The sequence below is a fragment of the Vibrio sp. PSi01 genome (genome assembly GCF_054960695.1).
Genome location: NZ_JBHNYN010000013.1, coordinates 107,061 through 122,569, shown reverse-complemented (window position 1 = coordinate 122,569; position 15,509 = coordinate 107,061). Strand labels below are relative to the sequence as shown.

Annotated in this window: 11 protein-coding genes and 2 pseudogenes; 7 read left to right on the top strand and 6 right to left on the bottom strand. The window is 39.8% G+C overall.

What is annotated here, in order from left to right; all coding sequences use genetic code 11:
- Positions 1-47: 47 nt before the first annotated feature.
- From ACFI6G_RS16610 to ACFI6G_RS16595, 4 genes are read right to left on the bottom strand one after another with little or no spacing between them, the layout of a single operon-like run.
- Positions 48-1,070, bottom strand: coding sequence for an aldo/keto reductase (locus tag ACFI6G_RS16610; RefSeq protein WP_046209548.1), 1,023 nt, complete (start codon positions 1,068-1,070; stop codon positions 48-50).
- Positions 1,071-1,098: 28 nt separating this feature from the next.
- Positions 1,099-2,529: an FGGY-family carbohydrate kinase gene (locus ACFI6G_RS16605; RefSeq protein ID WP_046209549.1), complete on the bottom strand. Its 1,431-nt coding sequence runs from the start codon at positions 2,527-2,529 to the stop codon at positions 1,099-1,101.
- A gap of 37 nt (positions 2,530-2,566) precedes the next feature.
- Positions 2,567-4,045, bottom strand: a complete 1,479-nt coding sequence (locus ACFI6G_RS16600; protein WP_046209550.1) for an FAD-binding oxidoreductase — start codon at positions 4,043-4,045, stop codon at positions 2,567-2,569.
- Between the two features lie 13 nt (positions 4,046-4,058).
- Positions 4,059-4,844, bottom strand: coding sequence for an SDR family oxidoreductase (locus tag ACFI6G_RS16595; RefSeq protein WP_197080430.1), 786 nt, complete (start codon positions 4,842-4,844; stop codon positions 4,059-4,061).
- A 165-nt stretch (positions 4,845-5,009) separates the two neighbouring features.
- Here ACFI6G_RS16595 and ACFI6G_RS16590 point away from each other — a divergent pair, with 165 nt between their 5' ends.
- The 7 genes from ACFI6G_RS16590 to ACFI6G_RS16560 all read left to right on the top strand — a co-directional run bounded on the left by ACFI6G_RS16590 (position 5,010) and on the right by ACFI6G_RS16560 (position 13,004).
- Positions 5,010-5,753 (top strand): MurR/RpiR family transcriptional regulator, encoded by a 744-nt coding sequence (locus ACFI6G_RS16590; RefSeq protein ID WP_046209551.1) that lies wholly within the window; start codon positions 5,010-5,012, stop codon positions 5,751-5,753.
- Between the two features lie 17 nt (positions 5,754-5,770).
- Positions 5,771-7,312 (top strand): BCCT family transporter, encoded by a 1,542-nt coding sequence (locus ACFI6G_RS16585; RefSeq protein WP_046209552.1) that lies wholly within the window; start codon positions 5,771-5,773, stop codon positions 7,310-7,312.
- A 960-nt stretch (positions 7,313-8,272) separates the two neighbouring features.
- Entirely contained in the window at positions 8,273-9,112 is an 840-nt protein-coding gene (gene kduI / locus ACFI6G_RS16580; protein ID WP_046209554.1) for a 5-dehydro-4-deoxy-D-glucuronate isomerase, read from the top strand.
- Positions 9,113-9,155: 43 nt separating this feature from the next.
- Positions 9,156-10,145: a TRAP transporter substrate-binding protein gene (locus ACFI6G_RS16575; RefSeq protein WP_046209555.1), complete on the top strand. Its 990-nt coding sequence runs from the start codon at positions 9,156-9,158 to the stop codon at positions 10,143-10,145.
- A 110-nt stretch (positions 10,146-10,255) separates the two neighbouring features.
- Positions 10,256-10,765, top strand: coding sequence for a TRAP transporter small permease (locus ACFI6G_RS16570; RefSeq protein ID WP_197080431.1), 510 nt, complete (start codon positions 10,256-10,258; stop codon positions 10,763-10,765).
- A 6-nt stretch (positions 10,766-10,771) separates the two neighbouring features.
- Positions 10,772-12,079, top strand: coding sequence for a TRAP transporter large permease (locus ACFI6G_RS16565; RefSeq protein ID WP_046209556.1), 1,308 nt, complete (start codon positions 10,772-10,774; stop codon positions 12,077-12,079).
- 157 nt (positions 12,080-12,236) lie between these two features.
- Positions 12,237-13,004, top strand: a complete 768-nt coding sequence (locus ACFI6G_RS16560) for an IclR family transcriptional regulator (protein ID WP_046209557.1) — start codon at positions 12,237-12,239, stop codon at positions 13,002-13,004.
- A gap of 260 nt (positions 13,005-13,264) precedes the next feature.
- Here ACFI6G_RS16560 and ACFI6G_RS16555 read toward each other — a convergent pair.
- Positions 13,265-14,748 (bottom strand): annotated as a pseudogene (locus ACFI6G_RS16555) (IS1634 family transposase).
- Positions 14,749-14,910: 162 nt separating this feature from the next.
- Positions 14,911-15,316 (bottom strand): annotated as a pseudogene (locus ACFI6G_RS16550) (transposase); the annotation flags it as partial.
- Positions 15,317-15,509: the final 193 nt, after the last annotated feature.

The window sequence follows — 15,509 nt, the reverse complement described above, 5'->3', positions numbered from 1 at the left end:
GATAGAACCTGTTTGAATTGTTGAAACCAGTGTTGACACCAGAATGGTTAAGAAACTTTAAAAGTTTCTATGGCTGGACGAGCAATTCGAGGAATACGAATACCCGCTGTATAATCATTAATTAAATCACATGGTGTATAGTTTCGCTCCAACTCGTGAATTTCATCTTCACTCAAACACATGCCTAATGCTGTCACTGCACTATCAAATTGCTCTTTAGTATCAGCGCCAACCAACATTGATGAGACTGAAGATTTAGATAACACCCAAGCCTGTGCAATTTGAGCTGGTGAACAGTTACGATTTTGTGCAACCCGCGCAACTGATGTTGCGATGTCAATCGATACTTGATCGTTGTACATATCCGCCGTAAAAAAATCCGTTTTATTGCGCGTAGAATTTAAATCATTCGTTAATATACCGCGAGCAAGGGGACTAAAGACTGAAACACCAATGCCCTGGTCTTGACAGAAGGGGATCATTTCGCGTTCTTCTTCACGATAAGCACAGTTATATTGAAGTTGCATGTTAATTGGCTTGACCCACCCATATTTTTCACAAACTTGGATAATTTTAGCTAACTGCCATGTGTACATTGTTGACACACCAATGTAACGAGCTTTACCTGACTTAACTATATCGTTAAGCGCGCACATGGTTTCTTCTATCGGGGTAAAAGTGTCAAAGTAGTGCAACATATAGATATCAACATAGTCGGTCCCCATACGCTGTAGAGATGCATCAATGGATTCCATGATATGCTTACGAGAATGGCCATAACCGTTAACGTCATCATTCATTGCATAACCAACCTTGGTCGTAATAACCAAACGGTCTCTCTGTCCAATGCGATTAAGAACGTTACAAACTACTTGCTCACCTGCACCCGATGAGTAGAAATCAGCTAAATCGATAAAATTAACACCATGATCAAGTGCATGACGGATTATCGGTTCGCTCTCTTTCTCATTAAAGATCCAAGGTTTCCATTCTTTAGAGCCCATATTCATGGTACCTAAACATAATCTAGAAACACGAAGGCCCGATTGACCAAGTTGAACATATTCCATACAAATCATTCCTTATGCTGGCTTACTTTTATTTCATAGTTATAGGTTCAAGGCTAATAAATAGCGGATCAGTATATCGGCGAATATTTTTATAGTGATTATGATATATCGCCTGATATTGTCTTGAATCGATGGGGTGAGGTGTTATTTCTAACCAGTACTTGATCATACGATTCTTAGCCATAGAAAAAGAAGAGAAAGTCCCAACCCCTAACCCCGCACACATTGCAGCACCTAAGCAAGCAACACTCGTTGTCTTTACAGTTTTAACCGGAACACCAGTAACATTACTTAGAATTTGAAGCAGTAAGGCACTTTTAGCCCCACCTCCGGTAGCTACTATCCCTTTTAACACTTCTTGCTTTGCCTCAAACAAATCAAGCAAATTCGAGTTAAGAGAGTAAGCAATAGCTTCAAGTAGTGAACGATACATATGATACTTAGTATGTCTCTCATCAAAACCCAGTATTGCACCTTTGCGGTATTGCTTATCTATAGGGCTCAACCAATCAAGAATAGTGACCAGTCCGTCCGAACCTACTGGCACTGACTGAGCGCACTCATTTAAAACATCTTCTTCGGACATGTTCATCTCATGAGCCAAATCTATTAGCTCCTGACCAATCAGGTTCTTAAACCAACTAATAGTCCACATACCACGACGGATACCATCAGATTCATAAACATACTTATAAGGTTCACAAGCAAATGTTGAAAAAAAATTCGTTTCATCAGGGAAATGTTCATCACCCACCATCATTGCTGAGATGAAAGTGCCAAGAGAGACCATCACTTCCCCTCCCCTTTCAACGCCAGCCCCTAAAGTTTCAACAGCTTTATCATTCGCAGTGGCATAAACGCAAATATCCGAACTGAGTCCTAAACAACTAGAAAAATCAGGCCGAAGTACACCCAAGCTATCGCCTGGATTCTTGAGTTCAAAAAGTTGCGACCGAACTAAACCTTTAGTTGCTATTTCCAAATCATCAGGCCATTCCATTGAGTAGGGATTAATGGGCCAATGAACTTCATAATTTGATGCCGAATCAGTCGTATTCCCTGTGAGCTTATGTGATAAATACCCAGATGTTGTGGTCACATACTTAACTCTGTCGTCGATATGAGCATAAGGCTTCCCCATTCTCACATCCATCCAGCTAATAACTGGCTCAACCAACTCCCCTTCACGATTCAAAAGGACTCGACAACAACGCATACTACACAGGCCAATCCCTTTAATTAGCTCTTTCGAATAAGGAAATAATGCAACACATTGCTCTAATGCCTCCCAAACGCTATCCCAAATATCATCATCAGGATGGGTTACCCACCCCAGATCATTACAGTCGGTAGGACGCAATAACACCGAAGCGGTACAAACCTCCTCACCTTCGCTAGAATAAATAGCTACCTTCGTGCTTTGAGACCCATTATCAATACCAATAAAATATGAACTCATACGACTCCTCAAATAAAATAGATAACTACCACCTGCACTAATTGAAGAACTTCTCTGTCCCTTCTTGAGGGTAAATAGAACCAAAATTCATAATGTTATTTGGATCAAAAGCTAACTTCAGCGACTCAAGCATGTAATAAGCCGAACCATGTTCTGCTTTAGTCCATTCGTTTCGATATTTACCTATACCGTGGTGATGACACATAGATCCCCCTAATTTTAGGGTTTCTTCAACAATAATCCGTTGCAAAGGATGATGATAAAGACGCATCTCATCTTTTGGATCGCAATTGATAGCGTAGTTATAAACAAAGTACATATTGGTTCCGTTTTGATAGCTGTGAGACGAGTGTCCACCGAGCATGGTAAGATCTTCAGCACGATCAAACTCAGTACGAATACGATGAATAACATTGTCATAAATCTTAGGTATCGTACTCCAATCTCCTGATATCTCGGTGGTATAACCATCATGGCGGTTGTGGGTACGCATTTCTGCTATTTCTTGTTCGATACGGTCAACACTCCAGTTCAAATTTTCAAACCAATCTTGAACCTGCTTAGCCGGAGCTCTCTTTATTACATTGTCGGCATGCAGAGCCAGTATTTCTTCTACCCCTTCGTAAGTTGCATTAACTAATCGCTCAGGTCCTTCAAGTGTTAGAATCAACAAGCATTGGTTCTCGCTGAACTCAGCTAACTTAGAGTGCTGTGCTGCATCTTCTTCAGAGTAAACCCGTGCAACAGAAACTTTATATCCAGACGACATCACATCACGAAGAATATGAATGCCAGAAGCTACATCTTTAATCAGATAACCAAGATAGCGATTGTTTAATGGATAAAAATTAAAGAGTTTGACTGTTACCTCGGTAATGAAACATAAAGCACCTTCATTACCGATAGCAATGTGACGAATATCTGGACCACCTGCACGACGAGAAACGTTTTTTATACGAGATATATGACCACAAGGAAACACACACTCAAGTCCAACAACCATATCTTCAATGGCCCCATAGTATGTTGAAAATTGTCCGATACTACGAGTCGCCACCAAGCCTCCATATTGAGCTACAGGTTTAGATTGAGGGGAGTGTCCGGTTGTAAGACCTAACTTACGAACTTCGTCTTCAACATCTTGTAAACATACACCTGCTTGCACCGTTACTTGCATGTTGTACTCATCAATATTGATAATTTTATTCAAACGCTTACTATCAATAATAACCGTACCTTCTTTCCAGTTCTCAAGGCCACCTTCAGTTGAAGTCCTACCACTACGGGGAATTACGTTAATATTATTCTCGTTACAGAACGATAAAATCATAGACACTTCTTCAGCCGAATTCGGCTCAACAATAGCAGAAGGTAAAACACTATTTAGCTCACCTTTTACCTTCGCGTATTTTTTATAACGATCAGCCGAAGCTTCATATAACTCAGATTCTGTTGTCACAACCTGGTTTCTGTCTAAAAAAGAATGAAGACCATCTAATAGTTGAGTATTTTCCATAATTATTCCTTAGTTATCGTACTAAATATCCACCATCAACGTCGATTACCGAACCGTTGATGTAATTTGACGCGCTTGATGCTAAAAAAACAGCTGCTCCCATCAAATCCTTTAAATCACCCCAACGCTCAGCTGGAATATGAGATACTATTTTTTCATTTGCTACTTCATCATTTCGAGTAGCCTCAGTCATCGGAGTAGCGAAATAACCAGGAGCTATACCTGTCACTTGAATGTTAAACTTAGCAAGCTCATCACAATAAGATTTTGTTAACCCAACAATACCGTGCTTAGTAGCAGAGTAAGCCGGTGACCATTGACCACCTAAATAAGAAAACATCGAAGCAATATTAATAATTTTCCCAGAACGCTGAGAAATAAAATGTTTGGCCGCTGCATGAGACATTTCAAAAGCTGCTGTTAAGTTCAGATTAACCATTGCATCCCATTTAGGCCTATCAAAATTCAAAACTTCTTTTTCAATCACACAACGCCCTGCGTTGTTAACAAGGATATCAATGTGACCAAAATGAGAGACCACCTGGTCAACAATATTTTTCGGAGCACCTTCAGAGGTAATATCAGCTTTAATAAATAGGTAAGATTCCCCCATCGCGTCTAGTATCTCAGCAACTTCATCATCCGTGTCACTAACCGAAACAACCGCAACTTTTGCACCAGCTTTCGCGAAAGCGATCGTATAAGACAAACCTAGACCTGTATTTCCGCCAGTAACTAGAGCGACTTTACCCTCTAACGAAAACATATCCATGTTAAAATTAAGCATATTCTCTAGCATTAGAACACTCCATAGGAAATAATTTAACTCGAAGAATCATAATGCTTTTACATTACATTGCAAAGATAATTTTCCATTAAACTGTGACGCTAAGCATTAAATGGAAAGTTTTCCATTTAACTGAAGCAACATAGTGATACTATTCATTAACCAAAGGGACACAATATGCCATCATTAATCACAAACAGTATGCTTAATAATTTAGAAAAGAAGATTTTAAGAGAGATCACTCCGATTCTAGAAAAAGAAAGCAACATATCAATATCGAAAGCAAGTGAACAACTAAACATATCCCCATCAAAGCTTTCAAAATTCGTCAGAAGGATGGGGTTTGAAAATTTCAAAGAGTTTAAAAGGCTTCACAATAAAAATATTGACATAGAAAATAGCGAAGACAGTGCTATAAAAAATAGTCACCTTTCTTCAATACAGATATTTTTAGACAGTTTTGATAGAGATTTAGTCGATTCATTTTCTATCGAAATGGAAAAGTACCAAAACATTGTCTTATATGGTGCAGGTCCATCTTTCGCATGCGCTGTTTATTTCAGCGATAGAATACAAATGACCACCCATAAAAGATCAACAGCAGTCAGTGATATGAACATGCTTCAACATTATTGCAACCAAGACACACTGTTAATAACTCTATCAACATCAGGTTTATATGACAGTTATACAAATTTAATCAACGTAAACGCTGGAGAAAAGCTCTTTCTTTTTGAAGATCTAATTACCCTGCCAGAACTAGCAAATTACAAGGTTTTTTATTTAACCAGAGGCTCTAAAAATAACAAGGTAACGCAATATAAAAGGCCGAGGACCTTGTTTTTTATCTTCTTAGAAGAAGTTATTAACAAGTTAATCCAAAACGTAGAAAAACCAAAAAAGGAAAGTTCCAATGAATAAGAAAAAGGAAGCTTCAAATGAATAATATAAGAACCAGAGTCATGGCCATACCATTGGCATTGCTACTTATAACTGTGATCTTAAGTTACACAAACATGGAGTCGTTCTTAAGCGTAACATCAGCTATGAATAGCTGGATGTTAAGCAAGCTATCATGGTTGTTCTCAGGTGGCGCACTATTAATGCTGACTACATTGATAGTAATTTACTTTTCCCCACTAGGGCTTAAAAGGATTGGAGGAGAGAATTCAACTCCTTTGCTATCGAAATGGAAGTGGGCGTCTATCGCAGTTTGTACAACAACAGCTGCCGGTATGCTTTTCTGGGGAACAGCCGAACCACTTTACCACTTATATGGTCCACCGGTATCTCTTGGCATAGATCCCAACTCGGTAGCAAGTGCCACCTTTGCTTTATCAACTATGTTCATGCATTGGTCAATCATTCCATTTTCTATCTATGCTTTACCTGCGTTAGCTTTCGCATTAGCTCTTTATAACCGAAATGGTAACTTCTCTCTGGGCTCTACAATTGAACCACTATTTGGTACAGACAAAGCTAGGACAATTGGTAGTATTGTTGACTCACTTGCAATGTTAGCCCTCGTCGCGGGTATGGCTGCTTCTCTCGGTACTGGCGCACTCGTTCTTTCCAGTGGCTTAAGTAATGTCACTGGCCTTGAAGATAATATCGTCCTTCTTGGCATCGTTATCTTCATTATAATGATAAGCTTCATCGCTTCATCAATTTCAGGACTAGAAAAGGGCATTGCAAGACTTTCTTCGTTGAACGCCGTTCTTTTTATCGCTATCGCGATTATTGCATTCATATTCGGTCCATCGAAAGAAATTATCTCAGGTGCAACAGCTGCTCTAGGTGAGTACATCACTACATTTTTACCTCGCAGTTTAGGGACTGTATATGAGGCTGGTGATACTTGGCCTTTATCATGGACAATATTCTACTGGACAAACTGGCTATCTTGGGCGCCAATCACAGCACTATTCTTAGGTAAAATATCTCGCGGGTATACCGTGCGCGAGTTTATTGTCATTAACCTAGTGATACCCGCAGTATTCTCTATAATCTGGATGAGCATATTCTCAGGTACTATTTTAACAATCGATATGCAAGAATCAGGTTTCTACTACCAAATAATGTCAGAAGGTGGACCGGGAGCTGTAATCTATTCATTACTAGAGCGGTTACCTGGTGGCCAATTTCTAATCTTAGGTTTCATCTTCATCGTTTACCTAGCATATGTAACAGCGGCGGATTCAAATACCGACGCGATTTCTTCACTCTGCCTTAAAAACCAACATGATGACAATAAAGTCAATAAGCAACGCAATGCTCTTAAAATACTTTTCGGTACTTTAATCGCTGTTGTTGCTTGGATCATGACAGGATTCATTGGGATAGATGGAATTAAAATGCTGTCAAATCTCGGTGGGTTTCCTGCGATCATTGTCGTACTCCTAATGAACATCTCTCTCTTCATATGGGTGTATAATTCATTTCAAGAAAATAAGACAACACAAGTACCCCAAAAAGACTAAGTCTTTTTACAAGGCAGTTCACTTTAAAATAAACTGCCTTGTCGAGAAGAAACAGTAACTCTAGGCAGTAATCTATCTAGAATAATTTATGCTCAAAAATTTGCGCATAAATTATTCTCATTAACATTGAAAATGTTTCAGCTTAGTTCAAAGTCACTCGAGTGATTAGACATGATCCCCACAACAGAAGAATATACACACTTGATCTCATAATAGACCAATAAAACAATTCATTTAGATACATTGGATCATGGTTCAATAACCTAAAGACTCAAAATCGATTCTAGCTTCGCCCTACGCATGCACTCAACTAACAGGCTCCGAATTAGTGAAAAGCACAAAAACTCCCCCCGAAAACGTCTGCCAACTCATTGATGAACTTAAAGTGGTTAAGCTACAACACTTTGGCGAAGATAGTAAAAAACAAGAGCCAGGCTTAATAGAGCGATAATTATCGATACCGGATATTTTTTTATTGTCAATCCATCAATGCATGCTTGCATTCTGCTCTCTGTCCAAAGTTTCCCAGCTACCCTTAAGGAATATCTATCATCACGACTCGTGTTGATAACGATCAAATGCAGCATGTACCTCATTATTTTACTCTGAGCAAAATAGCCCAATGGGTGAAGACCCTCCCCACCCCCTACTTAGGGAAAATACTAGAATTCAACAGTTGCCCTTCTTACTAAATCATATCCAAAAATTCACGTTCACCAGTTAAGTGTGAAAATTAGAAAATCAAGTATTAAATTAAATAAACCATCATTTCATTTTTAATTCTACACAGATCTCACTTCACTAGTGAAATTAACTTTTTTTCTAGTTTCAGATCACAAAATATTCTCTATTTCATACTCACTCCCTTATTGAGTTCACAACCACATAAATTCAAATATAAACATCATTGATCAAATATAAATAAAACGTAAACTTAACTTTATCAACAAGGAGTATTCAATGTTCATCAACTATAATAATAATCCAAAAGATTCAAAAACTTATGACACATCCAGACTGCGAGATGAGTTTTTAACTGAACACCTCTTTAAATATGACAGTGTGCAGATAGTTTATAGTCATATAGATCGTGTTGTAGCAATTGGAGTATGCCCAACAACCACGGCAATAGCTCTCAATGATCATATTGATAAGAATGCATTCGGGACGGATTTTTTCCTACAACGTCGTGAATTAGGCATCGTGAATTTGGGCGGTCGCATTCAAGTTCAAACCAGCCAGCATATTTATACTCTAAATCAGTACGATGCACTCTATTTAGGCAAGGGTGAAGAAAATGTTGTTTTTAGTCGCCTAGATAAAGAGATAGAACCATCAATTTATTGTTTAAGTGCCCCTGCTCATCACACTTATCCATCACGAATCATTACTCAAGATGATGCGAGAAAAGTCGAATTGGGCAGTAATGAAGGAGCAAACAAACGAGTAATCAATCAATACCTACACCCTGATGTATTGCCAACCTGCCAATTATGTATGGGGGTTACTCATTTAGCACCAGGAAGCGTTTGGAACACAATGCCAGCCCATACACATGAACGCAGAATGGAAGCATACCTGTATTTTAATATCGAACCAGAGAATATCGTCTTCCACTTTATGGGAGAGCCTGATGAAACACGACACCTTATTGTAAGAAACAAACAATTGGTTCTTTCTCCCAGCTGGTCTATCCATTCGGGTTGTGGCACCAAAAACTACAGCTTCGTATGGGGAATGTTGGGAGAAAATCAAACCTTTGACGACATGGACTTTGTTGATATGAACAAAATCCAATAATAAACAAACCTAATAAAGTACCCCCCTTTTTTGGAGATATTCAATGCTAAAAAATAAAACATTTAAAATGGCAACGATTGCAGTCATGGTTGCAGGAACCCTAGGGTTTTCTACAATAGTGTCAGCTGCTACAGACATTAAAGCCGCGTTCAACCAATCTGATAAACACCCACAATACCTAGCTCTAGAAGAATTTGGGCAGCAGCTAGAAAAAGCGACAGATGGTCGCTACAAAATCACTATTTACCCAAATGCATTATTAGGAGATCAACGTGCGTCACTTGAACTTGTTCAATCAGGCGCGGTGCAAATGGCTGTGGTTGCTAATCCATTAATTGAAAACTATGACAACACGTTCACTGCAATTGGCATGCCTTTTGCATACACTGGAATAGAGCATCAAGAAAAAGTGTTCACTTCAGGTGCTCTTGATGAGCTATTTGCATCAACCAAGAAGTTTGGTTTTGAAGTACTCACGGCTTACACTGCAGGCTCGCGTAACATTTATACCAAAAACAAAAACGTAGAATCTGTTGCAGATATGAAAGGGCAGAAAATCCGTGTGATGCAATCAAATACTATGGTGGAAATGTTGTCTTGCATGGGCGGAACCGGAGTTCCAATGAGCCAAGGTGAAGTCTATACAGCTGTTCAACAGGGTGTACTAGACGGTGGTGAAAACAACGAAATCACTTATGCCGACATGAAACACTATGAAGTAGCACCCTACTTTAGCAAAACCTCTCACTTAATGGTGCCAGACCTTGTTGTCATTAGTAATGACTTTATGAACTCTATACCTGTATCCGATCAAGCCCTTATTCGTAAGATAGCAAAAGAGTCAACTGTTGATGAGTTTGCTAAATGGAATGAAAAAATTGGCGATGCACGTTCACTTGCAGAATCCAATGGCGCAACATTCCTTGATGTGGATGTGAAGCTATTCCAGGATAATTGTAAACCGCTACTGAAAAAGCTTATTAAAACGGACGCACAAAAAGAGATAACCAAAATCATCAATGAACAAGGCTAAGTATCAAAAGGCTAGGATGTGTAAATCTTATGATATCAAACATTTTATGAGTTGAAGGGGATAACCCTTAGACATCACCTAGCCTTTTAGCCGTTTTAAGGAAGAATTAAGTGGAAAAATTGTTGTACTGGGCCGACAAACTCAAAGCTATGACGGATTGGATAGTTGAAAGAGCGTGCGTTGCAATTATGGCACTGCTTACCATTCTTGTTACCTATCAGGTTGTTACCCGCTATCTTTTCGATAGCCCGAGCGCGGTTAGCGAAGTGCTATCTCGTTACATGTTTGTATGGTTAGTATTAATCGGCGGTGCTTACGTTTTTGGACTTCGAGAGCACATGGCTATTACATATGTCCGGGATAAGTTTTCGCCAAAAGCTGGCGTGTTAGTCGATATTTTTACTGAATGGACCATTGTTACATTTGCCTTTATTGTGATGTGGCAAGGCGGATATAAAGTAGCAGCTCGTCAAATGTGGCAGCAAGATTCAGCACTAGAGATCCCTATGGGTATTATTTATTCAGCCCTTCCCATTGCTGGTCTACTCATCATGCTTTACTTCATTATTAATCAAATGAAGTTAGTTCATCAATTTCATAAATTAAGAATAAAAGGTTGAGTTAGTATGGATGCAGCAACTATCGCCGCTCTAATAATGTTTGGCGGCGCTATCTTCTTACTCGTGTTGGGAGCTCCGATTGGTATAAGTATTGGATTACCTTCATTTTGTGCAATGGTAAGTATTCTTCCGATGGCTGGCGCTATGACAACCGCAGCTCAACGTATGTTCACAGGTCTTGATAGTTTCGCTTTACTTGCAATACCATTTTTTATCCTAGCCGGAAATATTATGAATAATGGGGGCATTGCGATTAGGCTGATTAACTGCTCTCGTATACTCACTGGCTACTTCCCAGGATCTCTAGCTCAAACAAATGTTGTATCAAATATGCTGTTTGGCTCAATAAGTGGATCTGGTGTAGCCTCAGCAGCGGCGATCGGCGGAATCATGAATCCTATTCAAGAGAAAGAAGGGTATGACCCTGCGTTTCGTACTGCTGTAAATATTGCATCAGCGCCCACCGGGATGTTAATCCCACCAAGCAATACGCTCATCGTATACGCGACAGTTGCAGGTTCAGTGTCAATCTCAGCATTATTTATGGGCGGCTACTTGCCTGGTCTACTTTGGGGAATTGGTGTCATGCTAGTGGCAGGTATCATGGCATACCGCCGGGGTTATATGTCTAAACATACACTCACTCTTTCTGAGCGATTTAAGTTGTTTATTGATGCTATTCCTAGCTTATCTCTAGTTATTGTTGTGATTGGAGGTATTCTTGCTGGTATATTCACTCCCACAGAAGCGTCGGCAATTGCGGTTGTCTATTCGTTAGCACTAGGCTTTGCTTACAAAGGAATAAAAGTTGATTTATTACCTAGTATTCTACTTTCCACCGCAAAACTAACTGCGATTGTTATTTTCATGATTGCAGCATCGTCGGTCATGTCTTGGGTCATGGCATTTACTCAGATACCTGGTGTTATTGCCGATACACTATTATCTCTGACGGACAACCCTATAATTATTTTATTAATTATCAATGTTATTTTACTGTTTGTTGGCACTTTTATGGACCCAACACCAGCGGTTCTCATTTTTACACCTATCTTTCTTCCAATCTGTATGAATCTAGGTATGGATCCCGTACAATTTGGTGTATTACTTGTATTCAACTTATCTTTAGGTACTATCACACCACCAGTAGGCCCAATTCTTTTTACAGGCTGTAAGGTTAGTGATATAAAAATTGATCAAGTTATAAAAACGCTGCTACCGTTCTTTGCCGTCATATTTGTGGTTTTGATGGCAGTGACTTATATACCGGCAATATCAATGGCGCTTCCGAAAATGATGGGATTGGTGAAGTAGATGGTATGGACCTTGTCCATTTAGAATATCGAGTCATACAATTGTATCTCTTGTATGGGCATGGTCTTTATCCCAAATAACCAGTTTGAATTTATGCCATAATAGGCAACTTCACTCATCTAATGATGAAAGCGTATTTGTAACACCGAGTAGAGTAATGGATCAAATAAAAAAAACTGAATATAGAGCGCCCGCTTTAGAAAAAGGACTTGACATTATTGAGCTCTTGGCTTTTTCATCTGAACCTCAAACGAAGAAACAAATAGCAGAAAAGTTGAATCGCAGTGTTAATGAAATATTTCGCATGCTATCTGTATTAATAGAGCGTCAATATATTGAATTTGATGAAGATTCCTCAAACTATGCACTAAGTTTAAAAACGTTTGTACTATCCAATCAGTACCCACCAACAGCTCAACTACTAAAACGCGCTAGACCCATGATGGAGGAGCTTTGCGCAAAAGTATCCCAATCTTGCCATCTAAGCCAATACTACAACGGTGAGTTAGTGGTTATTGGTGCGCAAGAAAGTCCATACAAAATGGGGTTTGGAGTTCGATTAGGTGCAAGTATAGATGTGTGCTCTTCAGGCTCTGGCACTGTACTTCTGGCTTATAGTTCAAACAAAAAGAGACAAGATATTATCGAAAAATCAAACGCAACTCAGGACGAAATTGATTATGTACTAAGCCACATGGATGAAACGGCACAAAATGGCTACTACGTTGGTGCTAGCCCTCAGATATCTGGCGTAACCAACATTAGCTTTCCTATTTTCGGAGCGCTAGGTGATATTATGGCTATTATCACAGTTCCATATATGACACTAAACTCACAAACTGTTCATCATCATATTGAAGATATTGAAAACACTCGCTTAGAATTAAGAAACGTAGCGAAAAACCTCTGTCAGAACTTCAAATAATTGTTATTTTCAATAATATATACAATTAGGGCCTTATTTGATGAAAACAACTCATTGTTGTTAACAGCAGTACAAAACGAATAATACATGGTTTAATATGGATTAGGTAACTGATTTCACTTTGCCCTTTCCAGTAGCCCATACTTAATTCTGCGTATAATATCTTCCCTCATACTACTTTCATATAAATGGAACCTCCCAATTTCAGATAATAAGTGCGATATTCATGGAAAGGTTTAGAACCGAGACTCGCAACCAATTTAGGAATAAACCGCTTCATACAGTGTGCCTAGAAGTTTGAGCAGCCAAGCCTGATGATCTTGAATACCCGTGATAAAGCTTTGACCGCCAATTTCGAGTGTGTCGATACCTTCGAATTTTAAGAATACCCAACGAGCAATCGGTTTGGTTGTCGTCTTGTTCTTCACCATACTAGGAAAGAATTCCTGGATATTGGTGAGACTTTCTCGGATTTTGTGCTCTAAACTTGCGTAAACGAGAAGGCTAAGTGTCATGATCATTAGCTGTGCCTCGATTCGCTGAGGCTTCTTCAGAAAAATTGATGATGTTAGGAACTCTGGGCTTTTTAAGAAGCGAAATCTACGCTCTACCTTTTGCTGTGACTTGTAATGCTCCAGTAACGAAGCCATTGTTAGACTTACGTGGTCAGTATCATTGGTAGCGAGGATAAACATGTCCACCTTAAGCTTGACCAGTTTCACTTTTTCTAAATCGGTATGAGGCGTAGCATCGATAAAATAGTGGTATCCCGTTGGCTTTGCGTCTTTCTTCGGCCGACCACGACCGGCATAGATTGGCTCTTTAACGATGGTTGATTGCGCGAAGCTAAGCAAGTGACACTGGCTGGCGAAGTCCCTCATTGCTTGCTCACAATGAACCAACAGCCACTTCTGAGTTAGCATCAATCCAGCAACCCGAGTAACCATTGCCTATACCGCTTAACTGCTTTGGCTCAAGGACCAATAGAGCTTCTTTGGCTGACTTGATAGTCATTGGGACGCGAGTAATAAACTTCTGCTGTTGCTCATCTAGTGAACGAATGCTTTCTTCCGAGTACAGAGCAGCATCAGCGATGAAGTAGCGACTGTTTTGTGCTGCCTTCCTTTAGACAATGGATATGTCGTTTAGTGATCTCTGAGAATGCTTTAGCGTCATTGGTATTGCCACTGAGTGCTTGCATGTAAACAGGTAGATCCGCTTGGTTTTAACAAATCAGCTCAAGGACGACTTGATTTAGCTCTGGACGGTGCTCTCGGCTGTAGCCTTTTACTAGTTTGATGGCATTAAGATCTTCGTCTTGGGCATATTCACCATCGACATGAAAACTAGTGATGTCAAGATGGACAGAGTTTGTTTTAAGTCCAAGCTTATCAACGATATGCTCTGCTATAGCTTAATAAAGTACGGATACATCTACTTCATATAAAGCATCTAGCGTGCGACCGAGTACATCGTCAGTTAAATGGTGTGCTTCAATGTCTTTAGCAAGCAACTTGGCGACAGGCTTCGTCTCGAAGAAATCAGAGAACATATGCAGCGTTCTACTGTGAAAGCCAAGGCCATTCAGAATCATTGCTAGGACGGCGTCGCCATGGGAGACGTTATGATCCGAGTATTTGGGGATGATACGATCAATAATACCGGGTAAGCCGATTTCATGACAGAAAGCAGCGATTAGCTCTAAGTGGTCTAGGCGTTTAATGACAGGTTGAGCAGCAGACATAATAAGTGACCGTTAAATAGCAGTAATAAATCAAAACTGGGGATCGCGGTCAATAGGTCTGTCGTATCTACATCTGCAAACGATCACTGGATCACATTATTTTAATTCTGAAATTGGCTGCGGAATGACGGTTGTATCGACGGTAATATGAAGTTTTCGTCAGACTCTACGCTTGTCATCTGTCCCGTGCTTTTTGACTTTCCATTCACCTTCACCAAACCTTAAGGCCAGTAGCATCAACGGCTAAGTACTGTATTACCCCCTCTTGTTTTAGGCTTAAGTGAGACCTCAACTTGCTTAGCTCTGCGACTGATGCAGGTGTAATTCGGACAAATTAAGGTACATGGGCTAGCCTAAATATCGAGTCGACAAATCCTTGCAGCGCTCTCAGTAGCATAGAAAAAACTCGTTCACCATAAGTGCTGTCGTAATCGCCAAACCACTGAACAGACCAGGCCTCCCGCGCTTATTCTGTTTGCTTTGCGCCCACCCGTTAATCGCCTCTTCATCAATCCAAAAGGTCAGAGAGCCATGATTAATTGGTTGTATTGTAACGAGGTTTAAGCATAGGGCTACGAGAGGGAGTGGACGTAGCTGATCAGATCGTAGGTTCTGGATTTAGTTCCATTGAATTACGCAACAAAGCCCCTTTGATGTGTTAGCTCCAATGGTTCGACTCTATAGTGAAGTGTTTAACTAAAGAATAGTTAATAAAACGTCACTACTCTCACGAATAGTGGCATTTTGATCATTATGTGGTC

Coding starts and splice junctions, on each gene's coding strand:
- ACFI6G_RS16610 (WP_046209548.1), bottom strand. CDS start 1,070: ATGGAATATGTTCAACTTGGTCAATCGGGCCTTCGTGTTTCTAGATTA.
- ACFI6G_RS16605 (WP_046209549.1), bottom strand. CDS start 2,529: ATGAGTTCATATTTTATTGGTATTGATAATGGGTCTCAAAGCACGAAG.
- ACFI6G_RS16600 (WP_046209550.1), bottom strand. CDS start 4,045: ATGGAAAATACTCAACTATTAGATGGTCTTCATTCTTTTTTAGACAGA.
- ACFI6G_RS16595 (WP_197080430.1), bottom strand. CDS start 4,844: ATGCTAGAGAATATGCTTAATTTTAACATGGATATGTTTTCGTTAGAG.
- ACFI6G_RS16590 (WP_046209551.1), top strand. CDS start 5,010: ATGCCATCATTAATCACAAACAGTATGCTTAATAATTTAGAAAAGAAG.
- ACFI6G_RS16585 (WP_046209552.1), top strand. CDS start 5,771: ATGAATAATATAAGAACCAGAGTCATGGCCATACCATTGGCATTGCTA.
- kduI (WP_046209554.1), top strand. CDS start 8,273: ATGTTCATCAACTATAATAATAATCCAAAAGATTCAAAAACTTATGAC.
- ACFI6G_RS16575 (WP_046209555.1), top strand. CDS start 9,156: ATGCTAAAAAATAAAACATTTAAAATGGCAACGATTGCAGTCATGGTT.
- ACFI6G_RS16565 (WP_046209556.1), top strand. CDS start 10,772: ATGGATGCAGCAACTATCGCCGCTCTAATAATGTTTGGCGGCGCTATC.
- ACFI6G_RS16560 (WP_046209557.1), top strand. CDS start 12,237: ATGGATCAAATAAAAAAAACTGAATATAGAGCGCCCGCTTTAGAAAAA.